Below are 18487 nucleotides of genomic sequence, written 5' to 3'. Positions count from 1 at the left end.
TCAGCGTCCTCCCGCCGCGGTCAGCCCGGCATCGAGGGCGGCAACGATGCGCGCGACGTCCTCGGCGCTGATCACCAGCGGCGGCGAGATGATGACATTGGCGCCGGAGGTGCGCACCAGCACGCCGGCCTCATAGGCGACGTCCTGCACCTTCTGCACCACATCCTTGGCGGCCGGCGTCTTCTTGGCGCGGTCGCCGACCAGTTCGAGCGCCCACATCAGGCCGATGCCGCGCACGTCACCGACCAGTTCGTGCCTGGCCTTGAGGTTTTCGAGCCCTTGGCCCAGTTCCGCGCCGCGGGCGGCGGCGTTGGCGGCGACGTCGAGCCGGCGGATTTCCTTCAGCGTGGCGATCGCCGCCGCCGCGCCGATGGGGTGGCCGGAATAGGTGTAGCCATGGCTGATGGTAGCGAGCGTGTTCTTGTTGCTCTCGAAGGCCTGAGCGATCGTCTCCGAGATCATCGCCACGCCGAAGGGGAAATAGCCGTTGGTGATCGCCTTGGCTGTGGACATCAAATCGGGCTTGATGCCCCACAGGCGCGCCCCGGTCCAGGCGCCGGTGCGGCCGAAGGCGGTGATCACCTCGTCGGCGATCAGGAGAATGCCGTGCCGGTCGCAGATCTCGCGCATCAGCGGCAGGAAGCTCTCATGCGGCACGATGATGCCGCCGGAGCCGAGCACGGGCTCGAGGATCAGGGCCGCGATGGTATCGGCGCCCTGGAAGGCGATTTCCTCCTCGAACAGCCGGCCGATCGCCGCCGTGATCTCGGCGCCATCGCTGGTCCCGAACGGATTGCGGTAGGGCCAAGGTGCCGGCAGATGGTATACGCCCGGCAACAAAGGCTCGTAATTGCGGCGGAAATGCTGGTTGCCGTTGACGGAGGCGCCGCCGAAATGGGTGCCGTGATAGCCCTTCTTCAGCGCGATGAACTTGGTACGCTCGGGCTGGCCGCTGACCCGGTGATATTGCCGCGCCAGACGCAGGCAGGTTTCCACCGAATCCGAACCGCCGGAGGTGAAGAAGGCGCGGCTGAGTCCGTCCGGCTTAAACCACTCCGCCAGCTCATAGGCGAGCTCGATCGAGGGCGCGTTGGTGGTGCCCCGGAAGGTCGAGTAATAGGGCAGTTCGTCGAGCTGGTCCTTGATCGCCTGTTTGATCGGGTCGCAGGAATAGCCCAGATTGACGTTCCAGAGGCCACCGACGCCGTCCAGCACCGTCTTGCCGTGGATATCGGTGATCTCGACGCCCCTGGCCGAGGTGATGATGCGCGGCGGATTGGCCTGCATGTCGGCCGGATGCGCCATCGGATGCCAGAGCTGGCGTGCATTGTTCTCGATCAGGAAATTGGTCTCACGCATCGTTCATTCCTCTTCAAATTCAAATGCCGAGCATGGCCAGAGCCTGGGCATAGCCCTGGGACGGCCGGGTGACGTCGAAATGGACATGGGGCAGGCGCACCGCTCTGGCGCCTTCGATGTTCTTGAGCTGGTCGTCGACGAAGACACAAGCCTCGCGGGGCAGGTCGAGCTCGGCGAGGACCTGCTCATAGGCGCGCGCATCCGGTTTCAGGATGCCGGTATGGGTGGCATCGACGATGACATCGAAGCGGTCGATCAGGGGAAAGCGCTGGCGGAATTCGACGCCGTAGAACAGGTCGAGTTCGTTGGAGAGGATGGCGAGCTTCAGCCCCGCTGCCTTCACCTGCAGGATGGCCTCGCGCGCTTCCGGGCGCAGCACCAGCTCGGGTTCGGCGCCGCGGGCCCGGCGCACGAAAGTCTGCATATCCGTCCAGTCTTCGCCGACCATGCGGCCGACTTCGCCGGCTCGTGTGAGCCAGTAGTCGCGCTCGCTGATCTCCTGGCGTTGCATCGAGACCCAGAGCGGATCGGTCTCCGGGGCGAAGGGGCCGCGCCAGGTAAGCGTATCAGGCGCCAGGCCGAGGGTGCGCTCTGTGACATCGTGCGTTTCGAACAGGGTGCGGGTCACCACCCCACCGAAATCGAGGATGAGGGCGCGCTCGCCGGTCATGGCCGTCCCTCCGGTACGATGCCCTCGGCCACCCATTCGTCGAAGAGCGCGAGCGCGACGTCCGAGAATTGCGGCGCGTTGATGTGGGCGTTGATCTCGCGAAGGGTGACGCTCGGGGGCAGGGCCTTGCGGATTTCATCCACGAAGGCGGCGTGGCCGGCCGGATCGTGCAGGGGCTCGCCCGGTTTGTCCCATTCCTGCAATCCCTCGATCGGCAGCAGGAAGGCGGTTCTCCCGGCGGCCCGCTTGAGCTTTGCGGCGATCACCCGGGCGATCTCGCGCCGGCCCTCGGGGGAGGCCGTCACCGAGCCGATCAGGCGGTTATGGGCGTGATAGGGGCGGTCCGCCAGGATGGGCGGCGGCTCGCGCCAGGATGGCAGGTCCACCATGTCGACGGCACCCGGGGCGACGATCTGGGGAATGCGGGCGCGTCCGGCATTCTCCAGGCGGTCGGGACCGGAGGTGACGATGCTGCCGTAATGGTGGTTGCTGACTTCCTGGATGCAGAAATCGAACACCGCCGCAAAGCCACCCTTCTCAGCGACCGCCTCGAAGGCGCGTCCGCCCATGCCGGTGGCATGGAACACCGCGACGTCATAGCCGCGCCGTTCCAGCTCGGGCTTGAGATGCTTCATATATTTGAGGCAGGTGGAGCCGAGGGACGTCATGCCGATCAGGGGACGCGCGGAATCCGGCTTCCGGCCATGTCGGGCCGCGCCGACCACGGCGCCGCAGGCCTGCGAGAGCACGGAACAGCAAATGCCGCTGAGACCGTAGAGGCCGCCAGCCCACAGGATCATCATCAGGTCTGGTGCGATGCGCTCGGGCGGAAGGAGGTGGGAGTAGGCGATCGTCGAGACGACGAATTTGGGAACGCCCACCGGCAGGACGGCCGATACGTCCAGGGCGAGGTCGGTGCCCATCGAGCCGCCGAGCGCGATGATGCCATCCACCTTGCCGGCTCGGTAGAGGTCGAGGACGAGGGCTGCCGCCCCCTGTGCCATCAGGGCCATCGCGCTGTTTTCGTCCCCGCTGGCGATGATGGCATCGATGGAGGTACCGGCAGCCGTGGCGACATCGTGCCTGGAATGATCGGGGAGATAGGGCGGATCGCCCAGGATGCTGACATCGACCATGACAGGGTGTCCGCCCGCTTCCCGGATGACGGAGGCCATGAATTGCAGCTCGTCCGATTTGGTGTCGCCCGTTCCGATGACGAGTATTCTGGGCGTCGAGACCGTCACGCTCATCAGGCAGTTCTCCCAAGACGAGCATTGGTTTCAGCGGGCCGTTCCAGACCGTAATATTTTTCCGAGATGACCTCGGCCGTTGCGACGGTCTCGGCACCCAAGGCCTTGAGGGCTGTCTTGGCGACACGCACCGTCGGAGCCGCAACGGCGATGCATCCGATCGGCTCCCCATTGGGCGCACGGATCGGGGCGGCCACGCTGACCACGCCGACCTCGAAGCCCTGATGGCCGATCGAGAAGCCGCGGGCTCTGGTTTCTTCAAGCAATTCGCCAATCCCGGCCGGGTCGGTGATCGTATGCTCGGTGAAGCGTTCCAGCGGCGATGCCAGGGCAGCTTCGATCTCCGCCGCGGGGCGAAAGGCCAGGAAGGCTAGCCCCGACGCCGTCGCGTGGAAGGGCAGGATGCCCCCGACATCAACGATGACCCGATGGGCTTTGGGTGAATCCTCGACATGGATGGTGGCGAGTTGGCTGCCCGAGAATTCAGAAAGATGCACCGTCTCGGCCGAGGCTTCCGCCAGCGCCTTGATATGGGGCAGTGCGATGCGCAGGAAGGGATAGCGGGCCTCGCGAATGCGGGCGAGGCGCACCGGCGCTGCCCCGATGCGGTATTTGCGTGTCACCGGATCCTGCTCGACGAAGCCGTGCTTGGTGAGTTCCACCAGGAAGCGCCGGGCGGTGGCCTTATCGAGGGCGCAGAGCCGGGCGATATCGGTCAGCCCCGCCTCCTCCTGCAGGCGCGACACGGTGTCCAGCAATGAAAGGGCCTTGCCGATCGTGCTCATTCTTCCTCCACCGGGGTCGGTTCGTCTTGGCTTCCGGTGCGCCGGGAGCCTTGCGGGTTCTTCTGCCGCGACCCGAGATAATTAACATGCGAAATAACTTGACAGCTGCCGCGGTTCTTTGCAAGTCTATATTTGAAGTAATGGTTCAAATAATGAACCGAAGTTCGCGCATCAATACAGACGGCCAACAAGAATAAGGGGCAGCATCGTTCGCGCCGTTTCTGACGAAACGGCGGGCGAGCCTTCCCCACGCATGCCGGCGCCTTCAACCAGGGGAACGAACGCCCATGACCGTGCAAGATTCGCGGCAAGACACGCGACAAGACTCGCAAAGCCAACCATCCAACCAGCTCCGCAAGAACAGCCTCGGCGTGGGGGCGATCACCTTTCTGGTGGTCTCGGCGGCAGCACCCCTGACGGCGGTCGCCGGCGGCGTGCCCCTGTCCATGCTGCTCGGAAATGGGCCCGGCATCCCGCTGACCTTCGTCCTGGTCACCCTGATCCTGTTGCTCTTTGCCGTCGGCTATGTCGCCATGGCCCGCCATATCCGCAATGCCGGTGCCTTCTACGCCTATACGGCGCAAGGGCTTGGCGGCCTGATGGGGGGAGCGGCGGCCCTCATCGCCATTCTCGCCTATAATTGCATGCAGATCGGCGTGTTCGGCATGTTCGGTGCGGCGACAAGGGGATTCTTCGCCGAGCAGTTCGGCCTGGACCTGCCCTGGTGGGTGTGGACCTATGTCGGCATCGCCGCGGTGGCTGTTTTCGGCTATCGCCGTGTCGATCTGTCGGCCAAGATCCTCACCGTGCTGGTCGCGCTGGAATATCTCGTCGTGCTGGTCATCGATGCGGCGATCTTCTTCAAGGGAGGCGATGCCGGCCTCACCTTCACGCCCTTTACGCCGGCGGCGTTCTGGAGCGGCACGCCTGCCATCGGCCTCCTGTTCTGTTTTGCCGCCTTCATCGGTTTCGAGGCGACGACGATCTACAGTGAGGAGGCCCGCGAACCGCACAGGACCGTGCCGCGGGCGACCTATATCTCGGTGCTGATCATCGGCGTATTCTATATGCTGACCTCATGGCTGATGGTGAACGGCGCCGGCGTCGACAAGCTCGTGCCGCAGCTGCAGGGCCTTGCCGATCCGACGACCTTCCTCTTCGGCCTCGCCGAACGCTATGTCGGCCACGGCATCACCGTGGTGATGAGCCTTCTGTTCATCACGAGCCTGTTCGCCGGTGTTCTGGCCTTCCACAATGGCGTGGCGCGCTACCTCTATGTGGCCGGCCGCGAGGGGCTTCTGCCGAGATCGGTCGGCGTGACGCATCCCCTGTTCCAGAGTCCCCATGTCGGCTCGATGATCCAGACCGTCATCGCCGCGCTGGTGGTCGCGCTGTTTGCCGCCACCGGCCTGGATCCGGTGCTGGCCCTGTTCTCCTGGCTCACCAATGTCGCTACCTTGGCGATCATCCTGCTGATGGCCTTCACGGCATTGGCGATCGTCGCCTTCTTCACGCGCAATCCCGAGCTTGAAGGCAATGTGCTGGTGACCAAGATCCTGCCGGTGGTGACCGGCCTGGTCCTGCTGGCGCTGGTCTATTTCATCGCGGTGAACTTCGGCGCGCTCGCGGGCGCCAATGGCGTGCTCGCCGTGCTGCTGCCTGGACTGGTTCCGATCGCCGGCATCATCGGCTTCCTTTCCGCCATCCGGCTCAAATCCACCGACGCCACTGCTTTTGCCCGGCTCGGCGTCGGGCAGGAGGCGTGATGAATTCCGGATGCAAAGCAGGCCGAGATCCCTCACCCCCAACCCCTCTCCCCACAGGGGAGAGGGGGGCTTCGACTGGGAGAGATGCGAGGGGATAAGAAGAAGCACAACGCTGATGCCTCCCTCTCCCGGGCCGGGAGAGGGTAAGGGTGAGGGATGACGCAATCCGCCCATCCTGCCGTCGCCCTCGACTTCGTGACCCGTTATCGTGTGAGAATTGAGAAATGCAGGACCAGATCGATCGTCTCCGGCTCCTTCCCGTCGCCCCGCAATCACTGTTCATCGGCGGCAGCTGGAGCGAGCCGCAGGATGGCGCCGTCCTGGACGTCATCTCGCCGATCGACGGGCGCAAGCTGACCACGATCGGCGACGCCGGGGCAGGGGATGTCGACCGCGCCGTGCGCGCCGCCCGTCTTGCCTTCGAGAAAGGCTCCTGGTCGAAGTCGGCGCCATCGGTGCGCAGGAAGGTGCTGCTGCGCATCGCCGAGCTGATCGAGCGCGACGCCCTAGACCTTGCCGTGCTGGGCGTGCGCGACAACGGTACGGAAATGGCCATGGCCCTGAAGGCCGAGCCGGGCAGTGCCGCGGCTACCTTCCGCTACTATGCCGAGGCGATCGACAAGGTCTATGGCGAAATCGCGCCGACGGCCGGTGACGTGCTCGGGCTCGTGCATCGCGAGCCGGTCGGCATCGTCGCCGCCATCGTGCCATGGAATTTTCCGATGATGATCGGGGCCTGGAAAATCGCGCCCGCGCTGGCGGCCGGCAATTGCGTGGTGCTGAAGCCGGCGGAAGGGGCTTCGCTGAGCCTCCTCAAGCTGGCCTCGCTCTGCGCCGAGGCCGGTCTGCCGGAAGGCGTGCTGAACGTCGTCACGGGCAGGGGAGCGGTGTCCGGCGAGGCACTCGGCCTGCACCGGGATATCGACGTCATAGCCTTTACCGGGTCGGGCGGTGTCGGGCGCAAGCTGCTGGAATACTCGGCCCGCTCCAACCTCAAGCGTGTCTATCTCGAGCTCGGCGGCAAGTCGCCCAACATCGTGTTTGCCGACGTGCCCGATCTCGACCGGGCCGCGAAAGTCTCGGCCCATGGCATCTTTCGCAATGCCGGCCAGGTCTGCGTCGCCGGCTCCCGGCTGCTGGTGCACGCTTCCGTTCGCGAGGCCTTTACCGAAAAGCTCACCGCCATCGCTTCCCGTATGAAAGTCGGTGATCCCCTGCAACTCTCCACGGAGATCGGCGCGGTTTCCAGTGAGGCTCAGTTGAGGAAGGATCTCGCTTATGCCGAACTGGCCCTCGGCGAGGGGGCCAATCTCAGGACCGGCGGCCGGCGGATCCTGCAGGAGAGCGGCGGTTTCTACATGCAGCCGACGATCTTCGACGTCACGCCCCAAATGACGCTGGCACGGGAGGAAGTCTTCGGCCCGATCCTGTCGATCATTCCCTTCGAGACGGAAGCCGAGGCCATCTCCATCGCCAATGCCAGCGATTACGGTCTTGCTTCCGCCGTCTGGACCGCCGACCTTTCGCGTGCTCATCGCATGATCCGCGCCCTTCGCGCCGGCGTCGTGCATGTCAACACCTATGGCGGCGCCGACCACACCGTGCCGCTCGGCGGCGTGAAGCAGTCCGGGAACGGTCATGACAAATCGCTGCACGCCTTGGACAAATACAGCGATCTCAAGACGGCCTGGATCCAGCTTTGACTGGGCGATCAATGGAAAGATGGCAGTGGCAGTCACTTGGCTGTGCCCAGGCCGTCGATACTGCTTATGCGATCAGGCAGCCGGCGTCAGCGAGCCGGACCAGACCCCGCTGAAACTCGGCTCGACCGGCCCCGTCAGGAAGGCGCCGCCAGCGCCGTCCCAGCGGACCATGAACATCCCGCCGTCGCATTCCACCGCGACGGTACCAGCCAGCAAGCCACGGCGCATGCCGTTGACCGCCGCGCCGCACGCGCAAGAACCCGAGCCGAGCGGAATGCCGCCGCCGCGCTCCCAGATGCGCAGGCGGATCCGCGTCGGGCTGATGACCTCGACGAAATGCACATTGGTCCTCGCTGGGAACAACGGATGGGCTTCGATCTGCGGCCCGAGGCTCGACACCTCGATGGCATCGATATCGTCGACGAAGAAAGTACAGTGCGGATTGCCCATGCTGCAGGCTGCGGGTTCGCCGGGCAACGGCAGCTTCAACGTTTCCATCTCCTTGGCCACCGGCACGTCTTGCCACCCGGTGAGCGGCGCGCCCATATCGACGGATATCAGGCCGTTCGGTTCCCGCGCGCAGGCCAGCAGGCCGCGATTAGTTCTCAGGATCGTGGATGTGGACTTGGTTTCCTCGAACATGATCCAGGCGACGCCGCGCGTGGCGCTGCCGCAGGCATCGAGCGTCGAGCCATCCGGGTTCCAGAAGGTCAGGCTGGCTGCGGCGTCTTCGCAATCCGTCATGACCGCGAGCTGGTTGAAGCCGATGCCGCGATTGCGGTCTCCCAGACGCCTGGCGATATCGCGATCGATGATATCTGCCTGGCCGCGCAGGTCGACGATGACGAAGTCGTCGCCATTGGCATGCATTTTCTGAAAACGGAGAGACATGGCTGGCTCGGGGGCTGTTCGACGCGCAAGGTAGAGCGCGCCGTGTCGCTGCCGAGAGTGGGTTGATTCCGGGCGCCAGGCAACTGGATCGGCCGATCCTCCAGCAATCGCCCCGCGGAGGGCAGGGGAAGAGGCCACCTTTGCCGGGGCGACCTCCTCAAACATGGAACGCGGCCAGGGCGCACCATGCCGGGCGTCCTGGTACGCGGGTCGACGGTTATTGATTGATCTCGGGCTCGACCAGCCGGGCTAGATTGCGCAGCGAGTCCTGCCAGCCGAGATAACAGGCATCGGGCGGGATGAGGTCGGGAATGCCGGCCTGCTCGATATTCAGCTCGGTGCCGCAGGACACTTTCTTCAGCGTCACCGTCACCACGATCTCGCCCGCCAGATTGGGATCGTCGAACTTGTCCGTATAGCGCAGCCGTTCGCCCGGGACGAGTTCGAGATACTCGCCGCCGAACGAATGGCCATGGCCCGTGGTGAAGTTGCGGAACGACATTTTGAACGTACCGCCGACCGTCGGCTCGGAGTGATGCACGGTGCAGGTGAAGCCGTTCGGCGGCAGCCATTTTGCGAGGGCATCTGCTTCGAGGAAGGCGCGGTAGACCTTCTCGGGGCTGGTGGCCAGAACGCGGTGCAGACGGATGGTGCTGGGCATGATCGTTGTCCTCTTGGCTGGGAGAAGAGCTCTTGGCTTGGAGAGCAGGAAGTCATGGTAGAAAGCATCTTGCCATGCCCCGAGGACGAACGCCGCTCTGCCCGCCCGACAGAGCGACGCAGATTTTTTGCGGGGTGCCCGCCTTTATCGGCCTCTCCCACAACGGGCAGCTCCCCGGCTACGCCCAGCAGCATGCCTTCAAGACGATTTTCAATTGGAGGTTTTGACAAGCGATCCGAGTTCAGGTCGGCGCCAGGCGGGATCGGTGCCGGTTGATTGCCTCGCAAAGCCGATTTCCGCTATATTGTTCACTCAACCGGACAACAATGATCACGGGTGGTTCTCGCGGCTGCGATGGACCGGGCGCGGCATCATCGCGGATCGAGGCTGGGGAACGTCATGGCGAGTTTCGTGCAGTTCCTGCAATATTCCGGGGTGTTTGCCGCGCAAAACTTCATGGTGGTCCCAGAGGGTGGCTTCAATCTGGTTTGCCTGCGTGACGCCAAAGGCGTTCACCTGTCCTACGATCAGGCCCGACTGCAGATCGACGATGTCCGCGTCGAGCAGGTCGAGCGCGTCGCTCAGGATTATATCGACGCCCGGTACGGCAAACAGCAAAGCCAGGAGCGCGACGACCAGTTGCTGCGGCTGCGCACTTCACTCTATGGCACCATATGGCCGCAGGCCGGGGCACGTGCCCTCAAGGTCCAGGCCAAGGGGACCGGCATTCCCCCGCTCACGGGCACGCGTGGCGGCACGGTCATCAAGCTCGATGTCGCGATCATGCCGCGCAAGAGCTACACGCTCGCCTTCAAGTTCCTCAGGCATTTCGACCAGGCGGGCAAGGTTGTCAACGCAACGAAATTCAAGCCTGATGACGCGTCCTGGTTCCTTACCCGGCTGAACTGGATCTTCGGGGCCCAGACGAACATCTTCTTCACCCCGGCCGGCGCCGACTGGATCATGGTGGAAAAGGCCCTGGGGCCGAAGATCATGCGGGATGTCTTCCGCCAGGACATCGTGCCGCTCAAACAGGGCGGCGCCGATCTCACCTGCTTTCTCGTCGGCGATTACGATGCCACGGACAGTGAGGCGGCGGGGCAGTTCCTGCCGGACGAGCAGGTCTGCGTGGTCGTCGACCAGGGTAATCCAGGAGTGTTCGACTATGGCGAGGCCTTCATCGGCGTGATGGCGCACGAGGTCGGTCACTTCCTGCACCACAAACGCAAGCTGGGCGGAAGTGGTCACCATGATCGCGGCGGCATCCTGCTTTCCAGCGGCCTCGAAAGTCTGTCGCTGGACAGGCAGCTCGTCAGCGATCTCAACGCCTGGACATAGCCGCCCGGTTTTCGGAGGCGTCCTGACCCTCCTTCGGCGGATTGAGGCCGCAAGGCTGCGACTTCAATGGGTAGGGCAAGGATACGCCCGGAAACCGTATTGGGCCTTAGCCTTAGGCCGGCAGCACGACCACCTTCGTCCCCACCGGCGTCTGGCCGTAGAGGTGGAGCATGTCCTGGGTAAGCAGGCCGGTACAGCCGCTCGTAACGCCGGAGCCGATCGACTGGGGAATGATGGTGCTGTAGAGTGTGTAGAGCGTGTATTTGCCGTTCTGATATAGATAGAGCGTGCGGGCGCCGAGCGGGTTGTTCAGGCCGGGCGGCATGCCGCCGGCATATTTAGCGGCCTCCGGCTGGCGCGCGATCATCTCCCTGGGCGGCGTCCACACCGGCCATTCGGCCTTGCGCCCGACATAGGCGTCCCCATGCCACAGGAAGCCCTGGCGGCCGACATTGGCGCCGTAACGGGTGGCGATCCCGTCGCCCTCGATGCGGTAGACATAATATTTGCTCGGATCGACGATGATCGTGCCGGCCGCTTCCTTGCTGGGGTACTGCACTTTCCGGCGATAATATTTGGGGTCGATCTTGCTGACATCGACCGCCGGGATCGGGAATTTCTCCTCGGGCACCGCCGCATAGAGCCTCGCCGCCTCGGCCCGGCTCATGCCGCCTGACGTCGCGCAGCCGGCCAGACCGAGTGCGCCAAGGCCGGCGGCGGAGCCGACCAGGAACGAGCGGCGGCTGAGAAGCCCCGATCCGAGCCCGAGCTTGGCGGCCTCGTCCATCTCGCCGGTATCGGCAATTCCACCGTCCATGATCATGATCTTCGCGTTCCCTTGTCCCGTTGTCCGACCAGAGAAGACAGCGGCATCGGCCGCCGAATGTCTCGCTGGGCTGAAATTGCCCTCCCGCGGCCCGATTGGCAAGCTTTGGGTCTTTGTGCGCGCGCAGCCTTGCACCGAAGTCTGCAAGGTCCACGCGGTCTTGCGGTCTCACTTCGCGCTGACTTCCAAGGTGGCCGGCAGCAATATGGGCGTTTTGGAACCGATTATATGAAAGGCTGCCGTTCCTAACATTTGGCTGGCTGGCACCCGGCTTTGCGAATGAATTCACCCGCAGTTGAAAGCGCGCGGCGGCCATCGTCCAGACCGGCGTTCCAAAGTGGCCAAGCGTGAATCATATGCGGCCATATCTCGAGTCGCACCGGCACATCCGCAATCCCTGCTGCTTCGGCAAGCCGCGTGGCGTCCGACAGCAACGTCTCAGCCGAACCAACTTGGATCAACAGCGGCGGAAAGCCGTGCAGATCGGCGAACAGCGGCGAGATTAGCGGGTCGCAATATTCTTTCCCCACGGGGACATAGGCGCCGGCGAGCTCCTCCAGATAGGCCTTATGGATGATCGGATCGATCGAGTCCTTGCTGGCGAGCGACGAGCCGGACATGGTGAGATCGGTCCAGGGCGAAATCAACCATGCACAGCGGGGAAGAGGGTCACCAGCGGCGCGCAGGCAAGCGATCAGGGCCAAAGTGAGATTGCCGCCCGCACTATCACCACCGACCACAATGTGTTCGGCGGCGATGCCTTGCCGCCGCAGAAAGCGCCATGCGGCGAGTGCGTCTTGGTGCTGGGCCGGAAAAGGGTGCTCGGGAGCGCGGCGATAGTCGATCGCAAGGGTTCGCATGCGCGCCGCGCGACCTGCTTCCGTCACCAGCCGGCGATGGCTTTCAATAGAGCCTGAGCAATAACCGCCGCCGTGGAAATACAGCAGCACCTTCTCAGCGTCGCTGCCCGGCGCCATCGACCATTCACCGGGGACGCCATCGCACTGGACAGCTGTGCACAGGATATCATCGGCAATAGGCCAGTTTGTTCCGACCTCATCGAGCCGTGCGCGCCGCTCGCCCCATCCGACCGGCCGAGGCTTCGAGGTCAGCAGTTCGCGGATGGCTGCGATTTCCTTCAGGGTGCGTTCGTGATCGGTCACAGCATGTTCCTTGATAAAGGTTGGCGCATCGTGACACTATGCTTGGTAATCAATCTTCGCAATTTGTAGTAATTTCAGCCGCGGAAGTGAGGTTGGGGTGAAGCGCGTAATATTTTTTGCAACAGCGGACACTCTAATCTTCTGAGACGGAGTAATGTGAGAGCGTCGTTGTGTTGCCAGGAAACCATCCCATCAGAAGAAATCGGATGGTTGGTCGTCAGGCCGAGCAGGTTGAAGAGCGCTGATTGGGCTCCAAGCGAGAGAACAGCACCCGGCGACGCGACGCTGCAATCGCTCCGAGTCCATTCGCGGTAGGAGGAGGTTGAGATCCAAATGCTGCCGATTACACATGCTGACGATGCGAAGGCCGCCTCTGGCGTGTCCCTTCCAATCGCTTACTCGACCGCGGTCCTGGGGTGGCTTCTTTCGGCTGGCGTGTACATCGCGGCCAAATGGGTGGCGCCGGAAATGGGGCCATGGGCGCTCTGCTTCTGGCGGCTGTTGCTTGCTTGCGCAATTTTGCTGCCGATCGTGCATCACCACTACCGCGCGATAATCGCGTTAATCCGATCGCGGGCGGTGGAGGTTCTGCTTATAGGAACGATTGGTCTGACCCTGTGCCAGGGCATGATCTACACAGGCCTCCATTCCACCAATGCCACCACTGCCGGCATCATAATGGCACTTTCACCCGTCATGACCATGGTTATCGCCCGGATCGTGCTTGGCGAACCGCTTGGTCTCCGGAAGGCAATCGGAGCGTTACTTGCCCTGGCCGGCATGATGGTGATTGTTGCCCACGGTGATCTCCGCGCGCTGATAGGGCTCCAGTTCAGTATCGGCGAACTGTGGATCGTAGGAAGCGCATTCTGCTGGGGCCTTTACACTGTGCTCTTGCGCCGTTCCAAATTCGGCATCGCCCTCCTGCCCACGGTCGTGGTTCTGCTCGGGGCCGGCTCCCTTGCCGCCCTTCCTTTCTATCTGTGGGAGTCAATATACGGCGGCGGCTCGGCATTGCACGCGAATGGCCTGTTGGCGCTTGCCTACTTGGCCGGGCCAGGCGGCGCACTGATGTACTACCTCTACAATCGCAGCGTCGAGGTGCTTGGCGCTGGTCGCGCCAGCATGCTGCTTTATCTGCAGACCGTCTTCGTGGCCTTGCTCGCCTATCTTTTGCTCGGGGAAAGTTTGCACTACTACGACATCTGGGGCGCGGCCTTTATCATCGCCGGTCTGGTATTTGCACATTGACCATGCAAGGCCCGACGTTGCTCAAAAAAATAAGACGGACGCCGGGGAGCCGTCGGCGCCACTTGCGCCGGCGCTGCACTCGAAGGTGCGCACTGTATAGCCCGCCGCAGCTCGACAATGGCTCATCCTGCCATGAAGCCGGCTTCGCCCGTTACCAACACCGTTTTATTTGGACCTCAAGTAATGAAACCAGGGGTAATTTGGGTGTAGTATACAGGTGTTGCGCTCTCGGGGCGGATGCACGTTGATGGATCAGGAGAGAATTCTAGCTGCCGTCCTCTTGGTCGATGTCGTGGGGAGCACGCCGCTCTATGAGCGCATCGGCGATGTTGGTGCTCTGCGGCAAATCTCGGAATGCCTGGACGCGATTCGCGAGATCACCGCCCGATACGGCGGTGAATTCATTTCCTCGAAGGGCGACGACGTGCTCAGCCTGTTCAAGAGGCCGGAGGCGGCGCTGAAGGCTGTCGGCCAGATCAGCAGCCAGCTGACGAATGGGCCGTTGAAGGCCAGGGTCGGATTGCATTTCGGAGCGGTCCTTCGAATGCGGGGCGACATATTCGGCGATGTTGTCAATGTCACCGCGAGGTTGTCGAGCACGGCAAACCCCGGGGAGGTGCTGGTCAGCCAGAGCTTTTTCGAAGCACTTATCCCGGGCAGCCGAGGTGCCTTGCGGCTCCTCGATAGCATGGCCTTCAAGGGGAAGCAGGAGCCCTTCGATGTCTATACCCTGCGGGATGACGATGGTGTTGTCAGTACGCAGCTTGCCCACCAGAGCACCGCTTTCGACAGGATTGCCAGCCCGACACGGCACCTCAATCTCGTCATCAGATATGGGGATCAGTTGCGATCCTGCCGCAACAATGAATCCGTGACCGTCGGCCGATCCCCAGAGTGCAATATCGTTGTGCCGCGGCCTTGGGTCTCAAGGCATCACGCGACCTTCACCATTTCGAACGGCAGGGCCAGGCTGGCCGAGCGAAGCTCGTCGGGCACATTCGTGTCGACGGGACCCGGCCTTGAAGTATTCGTGCGGCGTGAAGACGTTCTACTCTTCGGTTCCGGTTTGATATCGCCCGGTGTGCGATCGTCCCTCAGCGAGGCCCAGATCCTTCACTACGAGATCATCTCGGGGTGACCAGGGACAAGTTCCGGCCAAAGCGCTTCGTCCATCGCGACGGCATCGGCGGCCGGACGTCTCGCAGGGCTGAAATTGCCCGCGCAAGGCGCGATAGGCAGGTTGGGGCCTCTGCCGCGCGGATTGCCATGCACCAAGATCGCTGACGCCCCGCAGCCAAGCCGGGCGTTTCACGCCTCGTTTATGGCGCGGGGAGCCCGCGGCTTTTCCAGTCGCTGCGCGGAACCGGATTGCCGACCTGGAAGGCGAAGGCGATGACCTTCGTTACCTTCGCATCGACTTCGCAACGATAGCTCAAATTGTACCATTGTGACTTGGAGGCGAATGCTGCCTTGGAATCCTCGAGCACGGTGCCTTGCTCGAGCTGTTCGCGAGGGAGCATATCGGGGACATAGGAGGGCGAGGCATGCAGCAATTGCTCATGCAGTTCCGTGACGCAAAGCTGGCCCACCCGCTCGCCGCGAGACATGCTTCCCATCGCAAGCATCGCGTTGATGTCGTTGGTCGTCTCTTGCGAAAACAAGGTTCTGGATTCGGGCAGCTTCGGATCTGGTTGTGCCTGATTTGGGGCCTGGGGTTGGGTGGGTGCAGCCGACGCCTCTGTCGCAGCAACCTGGGGAGCCTGCTCGGTTGGGGCCGGCGTCACGGCCGGTGTGTTCGGACCATTTGTTTGAGCCGGATCAGGCCGGGCCGGGGGTAGGGCCGAGCCGTTTTCAGGGCTGTTGCCATCCGGCGCCTTTCGGGGGCCGCGATCCTTGTCGCCAAACAGAAACACCGGCTTCATGACAGGCTGCGTGCCCTGCCGTTCGTCCGCAGCCTTCGGCGGCGGTGGTTTCACGGCGCTTTCTGCCGGTGGCCGTACCGGTTTGGCTGGCGGGGGCGCTTCGGCTTTCGGCTTCGGTGGCGGATCGACCGACTGCACCAATTCGACCGTTATCGCCTGCTCTTCCTTCAGAGGCGACACCAGTGGTCGCGGCAGGATGAGCGCGGCGACCAGCAAATTGAGGAGAAGTGAGGCCAGCAGGCTCCATTTCCACCATCGCTGATCCGGCTGGTCGTTTCTCATCCCGGAAGATGTGGCGTGAAATATGGGCCGTATCAAGCACGCTGGCAGGCAGGATTGAAATATCCGTTCGGCAGGGAGGGGCTTGCCGGCGGTCGAGTTCACGGCTGCCGGTGTTAAAGCATGGTGATGCCTCGTCATTCTGGATCGTTACGGATGGTCTGAGCAGACGGACCGTTATCGCTATGCGATTGTTGGCAAGGGCGCATCTTCTTGCGGATCACACGGTGCGGATTGATCGAGGAGATGTTAGTCGGTGGCGCTGAAGCAAAACATACGTTCGACGCTGTGACAGGAATGAATAAGATCAATATCGCTGTGATCGCGGTCGTTCGGCACGGGTAGAGCGGGCGTGTTGTTGAATTGAGTAGATTTTTACCGCAATATCCTGCCACGCTTGTATTGCGAAGAATTCTAACCTGAAGCGATCCAGTTTTTAGGGCTCAGGTCACGCTACCCCCCAAAACTCCCCGCCTGCCCGAGCACCTGCGCATACCCCCTGTCGAAATAGAGCAGCGCATGGCCATCCTTGCGGCTGCGCAGATCCACCACCTCGCCGATGAAGATGTGGTGGCTGCCGATGAGATGCCGGTCGATCAGGCGGCAGTCGAAGGAGACGATGGCGTCGGCCAAAGCCTGGTTGCCGGAGGGAAAGTCGATCCAGTCGGCGGCGGCGTAGCGGGCCTCCATCTCTGTGCGCTGGCCGGCGAAATAGCCGGCGAGGTGCTGGTGGTCCGGTGTCAGCACGTTGACGCAAAAGCGGGCGTTCTCGATGAAGCGGCCTGTTTGCGCGGAGCGGCTGTTCATGCACACCAGCAGGGTCGGCGGCTCGTCCGTCACCGAACACATGGCGGTGGCGGTGAAGCCGCCGCGCCCGGCCGTACCGTTGGTGGTAACCACGTTGACGCTGGCGCATACCCGCGCCATGGCGTCACGGAAAGCGTTTTTCGAGGGGCGCTCCTGCATGGCGGCCTCATTCGGCGGCGGCGCGGGGCGGTATGGCCTCGCCGAGCGGGGGCAGCCAGGTCTCGCTCGTCCAGCCCTTCTCGTCATAATCGGCCATGCATTGGTCGACGAGGGCTTCCATCTCCTTGAGGCGCCCGCTGCGCTCGGCGCCCTTGAGCACCTGCAGGCGGACTTCCTCGGGTGCGCCGGCGTAATTGAGCTCGTAGAGGGCGTGGCGGCCGGCAAATTCCGTGCCCGTCGCATCCCAGAGCAGCTTCATGATCTTGATGCGCTCGACATGGCCCATCTCGTTGGAGCCGCGCACATATTGGGCGAGGTAGCGGTCGATCTCGGGATTGGCGAAATCCCGGGCGGAGGACGGCAAGTAGATCAGGCCCGAGGCGATGGTGCGCCTGACGATGTCGATTACCCTGGGATAGGCCTCGGATATGAAGGTGCGGTAGGCGAGCGCGGCTTCCAGGTTCGGCAGCACGGCACCATTGGCCCACGGCAGGGGATTGTGGGCCATGGCATTGGCGAAGGACCAGAACTGGTGGCGGATGGCGATCACCTCGCCCAGCATCGCCTGGTTGCCGCGAAAGGCGTCGCCCCCGGTGGCGCGCAGGGCCTTGGCCAGCAGGCCGGCGAGGAAATCGAGCTTCACCCCGAAGCGGATGCAGCCCTGGAAGCAATAGCCGTGCATGAAGCCGGATGCGGGATGGAAGGACAGGATCTTGCCGGCATCGCGCAGCACCAGCACGTCCTCCCAAGGGATGAAGACATTGTCGAGCACCAGGATGGCGTCATTCTCGTCGAAGCGGGAGGAGAGCGGATAGTCGAAGGGGTGGGCGCCGCGATTGGCCGTCTCTTCGTAGGAGGTCCGGCAGAACATCTTCACCCCGGGCGCGTTCATCGCCACGATGAACATCACGGAGAGGGATGGGTCCTCGGTGACAGTGGCTGAACTCTGGGCGAGGAAATTGTAGTGGGTGAGGGCAGAGGAGGTGGCGACCACCTTGGCGCCGGAGACGTGGATGCCGGCATCGGTCTCCCTGGTGATGTGGACGAAGACGTCCTTCACCGCATCGGCCGGCTTGTGGCGGTCGATCGGCGGGTTGACGATGGCGTGATTCATGAACAGCACGGCTTCCTGCGCCCGCTTGTGCCAGGCCAGCGCATTGTCCTTGAAGGGGCCGTACCAGTCGGCGTTGGCGCCGAGCGTGTTCATCAGCGCCGCCTTGTAGTCGGCGGTGCGGCCCATCCAGCCATAGGTCATGCGGGCCCAATGGGCGATGGCGTCCTTCTGCGCCACCAGTTCGGCCGAGGAGCGGGCGACACGGAAATATTTGTGGGTGTAGCCGCCGGAACCGGTATCGGTCGGCGCAGTCAGGATCGGCCTGGTTTTCTCGTCATGCAGCGCGTCATAGAGCCGTGCCAGCGAGCGCACCGAATTGCGCATGGCAGGGTGGGCGGTGACATCGGCAACCCGTTCGCCATTGATGTAGACCTCGCGCCCGTCGCGCAGCGAAGCCAGATATTCGGCGCCCGTGAAGGGCCGTTTCTTATCGGCGCGGAAATCTTCCGATCGCATCGCCTTCCTCCCTGATGTTCGTTGACGCCAGGCTAGGCCTTGCCGGCGGCGCGTACCATGGACAGAATGGTAAAATCACTTGTACTT

Annotated in this window: 16 protein-coding genes; 5 read left to right on the top strand and 11 right to left on the bottom strand. The window is 63.2% G+C overall.

Annotated features, from left to right (window positions below; all coding sequences use genetic code 11):
• From ACZYTC_RS26030 to ACZYTC_RS26015, 4 genes are read right to left on the bottom strand one after another with little or no spacing between them, the layout of a single operon-like run.
• The gene (locus tag ACZYTC_RS26030; RefSeq protein WP_488990902.1) at nt 1-1359 is read right to left on the bottom strand and encodes an aspartate aminotransferase family protein; all 1359 of its coding nucleotides are present in this window, start codon (nt 1357-1359) and stop codon (nt 1-3) included.
• Between the two features lie 19 nt (nt 1360-1378).
• On the bottom strand, nt 1379-2029 hold the full coding sequence (locus ACZYTC_RS26025; protein ID WP_434960704.1) for an HAD family hydrolase: 651 nt from the start codon (nt 2027-2029) through the stop codon (nt 1379-1381).
• Nucleotides 2026-3279 (bottom strand): Tm-1-like ATP-binding domain-containing protein, encoded by a 1254-nt coding sequence (locus ACZYTC_RS26020; protein ID WP_488990901.1) that lies wholly within the window; start codon nt 3277-3279, stop codon nt 2026-2028. The genes ACZYTC_RS26025 and ACZYTC_RS26020 overlap by 4 nt, the downstream gene beginning before the upstream one ends.
• Nucleotides 3279-4064 (bottom strand): IclR family transcriptional regulator, encoded by a 786-nt coding sequence (locus tag ACZYTC_RS26015; protein ID WP_488990900.1) that lies wholly within the window; start codon nt 4062-4064, stop codon nt 3279-3281. The genes ACZYTC_RS26020 and ACZYTC_RS26015 overlap by 1 nt, the downstream gene beginning before the upstream one ends.
• A 287-nt stretch (nt 4065-4351) precedes the next feature.
• Here ACZYTC_RS26015 and ACZYTC_RS26010 point away from each other — a divergent pair, with 287 nt between their 5' ends.
• Nucleotides 4352-5830 carry an APC family permease gene (locus ACZYTC_RS26010; protein ID WP_454817815.1) on the top strand — a complete coding sequence of 493 codons (1479 nt, stop codon included), beginning with the start codon at nt 4352-4354 and terminating at the stop codon, nt 5828-5830.
• A 224-nt stretch (nt 5831-6054) separates the two neighbouring features.
• Entirely contained in the window at nt 6055-7533 is a 1479-nt protein-coding gene (locus ACZYTC_RS26005) for an aldehyde dehydrogenase (protein ID WP_488990899.1), read from the top strand.
• 72 nt (nt 7534-7605) lie between these two features.
• On the opposite strand, the gene dapF is transcribed toward ACZYTC_RS26005, so the two are convergent.
• Nucleotides 7606-8424, bottom strand: coding sequence for a diaminopimelate epimerase (dapF, locus tag ACZYTC_RS26000; protein WP_441770687.1), 819 nt, complete (start codon nt 8422-8424; stop codon nt 7606-7608).
• A gap of 217 nt (nt 8425-8641) precedes the next feature.
• Nucleotides 8642-9085: an SRPBCC family protein gene (locus ACZYTC_RS25995; RefSeq protein ID WP_434960709.1), complete on the bottom strand. Its 444-nt coding sequence runs from the start codon at nt 9083-9085 to the stop codon at nt 8642-8644.
• A gap of 399 nt (nt 9086-9484) precedes the next feature.
• Here ACZYTC_RS25995 and ACZYTC_RS25990 point away from each other — a divergent pair, with 399 nt between their 5' ends.
• Complete coding sequence (locus ACZYTC_RS25990) at nt 9485-10423, top strand: hypothetical protein (RefSeq protein WP_434960710.1); 939 nt, start codon at nt 9485-9487, stop codon at nt 10421-10423.
• A 112-nt stretch (nt 10424-10535) separates the two neighbouring features.
• Here ACZYTC_RS25990 and ACZYTC_RS25985 read toward each other — a convergent pair whose 3' ends face one another.
• Both ACZYTC_RS25985 and ACZYTC_RS25980 read right to left on the bottom strand, forming a co-directional pair.
• Nucleotides 10536-11246 carry a L,D-transpeptidase gene (locus ACZYTC_RS25985; RefSeq protein ID WP_488990898.1) on the bottom strand — a complete coding sequence of 237 codons (711 nt, stop codon included), beginning with the start codon at nt 11244-11246 and terminating at the stop codon, nt 10536-10538.
• Between the two features lie 248 nt (nt 11247-11494).
• Nucleotides 11495-12412 (bottom strand): alpha/beta hydrolase, encoded by a 918-nt coding sequence (locus ACZYTC_RS25980; protein ID WP_434960712.1) that lies wholly within the window; start codon nt 12410-12412, stop codon nt 11495-11497.
• Between the two features lie 333 nt (nt 12413-12745).
• Between ACZYTC_RS25980 and ACZYTC_RS25975 the strand changes: the two genes are divergently transcribed.
• Together ACZYTC_RS25975 and ACZYTC_RS25970 are read left to right on the top strand one after the other, a co-directional pair.
• The gene (locus tag ACZYTC_RS25975; protein WP_441770691.1) at nt 12746-13663 is read left to right on the top strand and encodes a DMT family transporter; all 918 of its coding nucleotides are present in this window, start codon (nt 12746-12748) and stop codon (nt 13661-13663) included.
• Nucleotides 13664-13910: 247 nt separating this feature from the next.
• On the top strand, nt 13911-14801 hold the full coding sequence (locus tag ACZYTC_RS25970; protein WP_434960714.1) for an adenylate/guanylate cyclase domain-containing protein: 891 nt from the start codon (nt 13911-13913) through the stop codon (nt 14799-14801).
• Nucleotides 14802-14982: 181 nt separating this feature from the next.
• On the opposite strand, the gene ACZYTC_RS25965 is transcribed toward ACZYTC_RS25970, so the two are convergent.
• From ACZYTC_RS25965 to ACZYTC_RS25955, 3 genes are all read right to left on the bottom strand, one after another.
• The gene (locus tag ACZYTC_RS25965; RefSeq protein ID WP_488990897.1) at nt 14983-15867 is read right to left on the bottom strand and encodes a DUF930 domain-containing protein; all 885 of its coding nucleotides are present in this window, start codon (nt 15865-15867) and stop codon (nt 14983-14985) included.
• Nucleotides 15868-16317: 450 nt separating this feature from the next.
• Entirely contained in the window at nt 16318-16830 is a 513-nt protein-coding gene (locus ACZYTC_RS25960) for a flavin reductase (RefSeq protein WP_434960716.1), read from the bottom strand.
• 7 nt (nt 16831-16837) lie between these two features.
• Nucleotides 16838-18400: a 4-hydroxyphenylacetate 3-hydroxylase N-terminal domain-containing protein gene (locus ACZYTC_RS25955; protein ID WP_488990896.1), complete on the bottom strand. Its 1563-nt coding sequence runs from the start codon at nt 18398-18400 to the stop codon at nt 16838-16840.
• Nucleotides 18401-18487: the final 87 nt, after the last annotated feature.

The sequence above is a fragment of the Labrys sp. F242 genome (assembly GCF_057813875.1).
The sequence above is the reverse complement of the archived record's forward strand: the minus strand, read 5'-3'. Positions and strand labels throughout refer to the sequence as shown.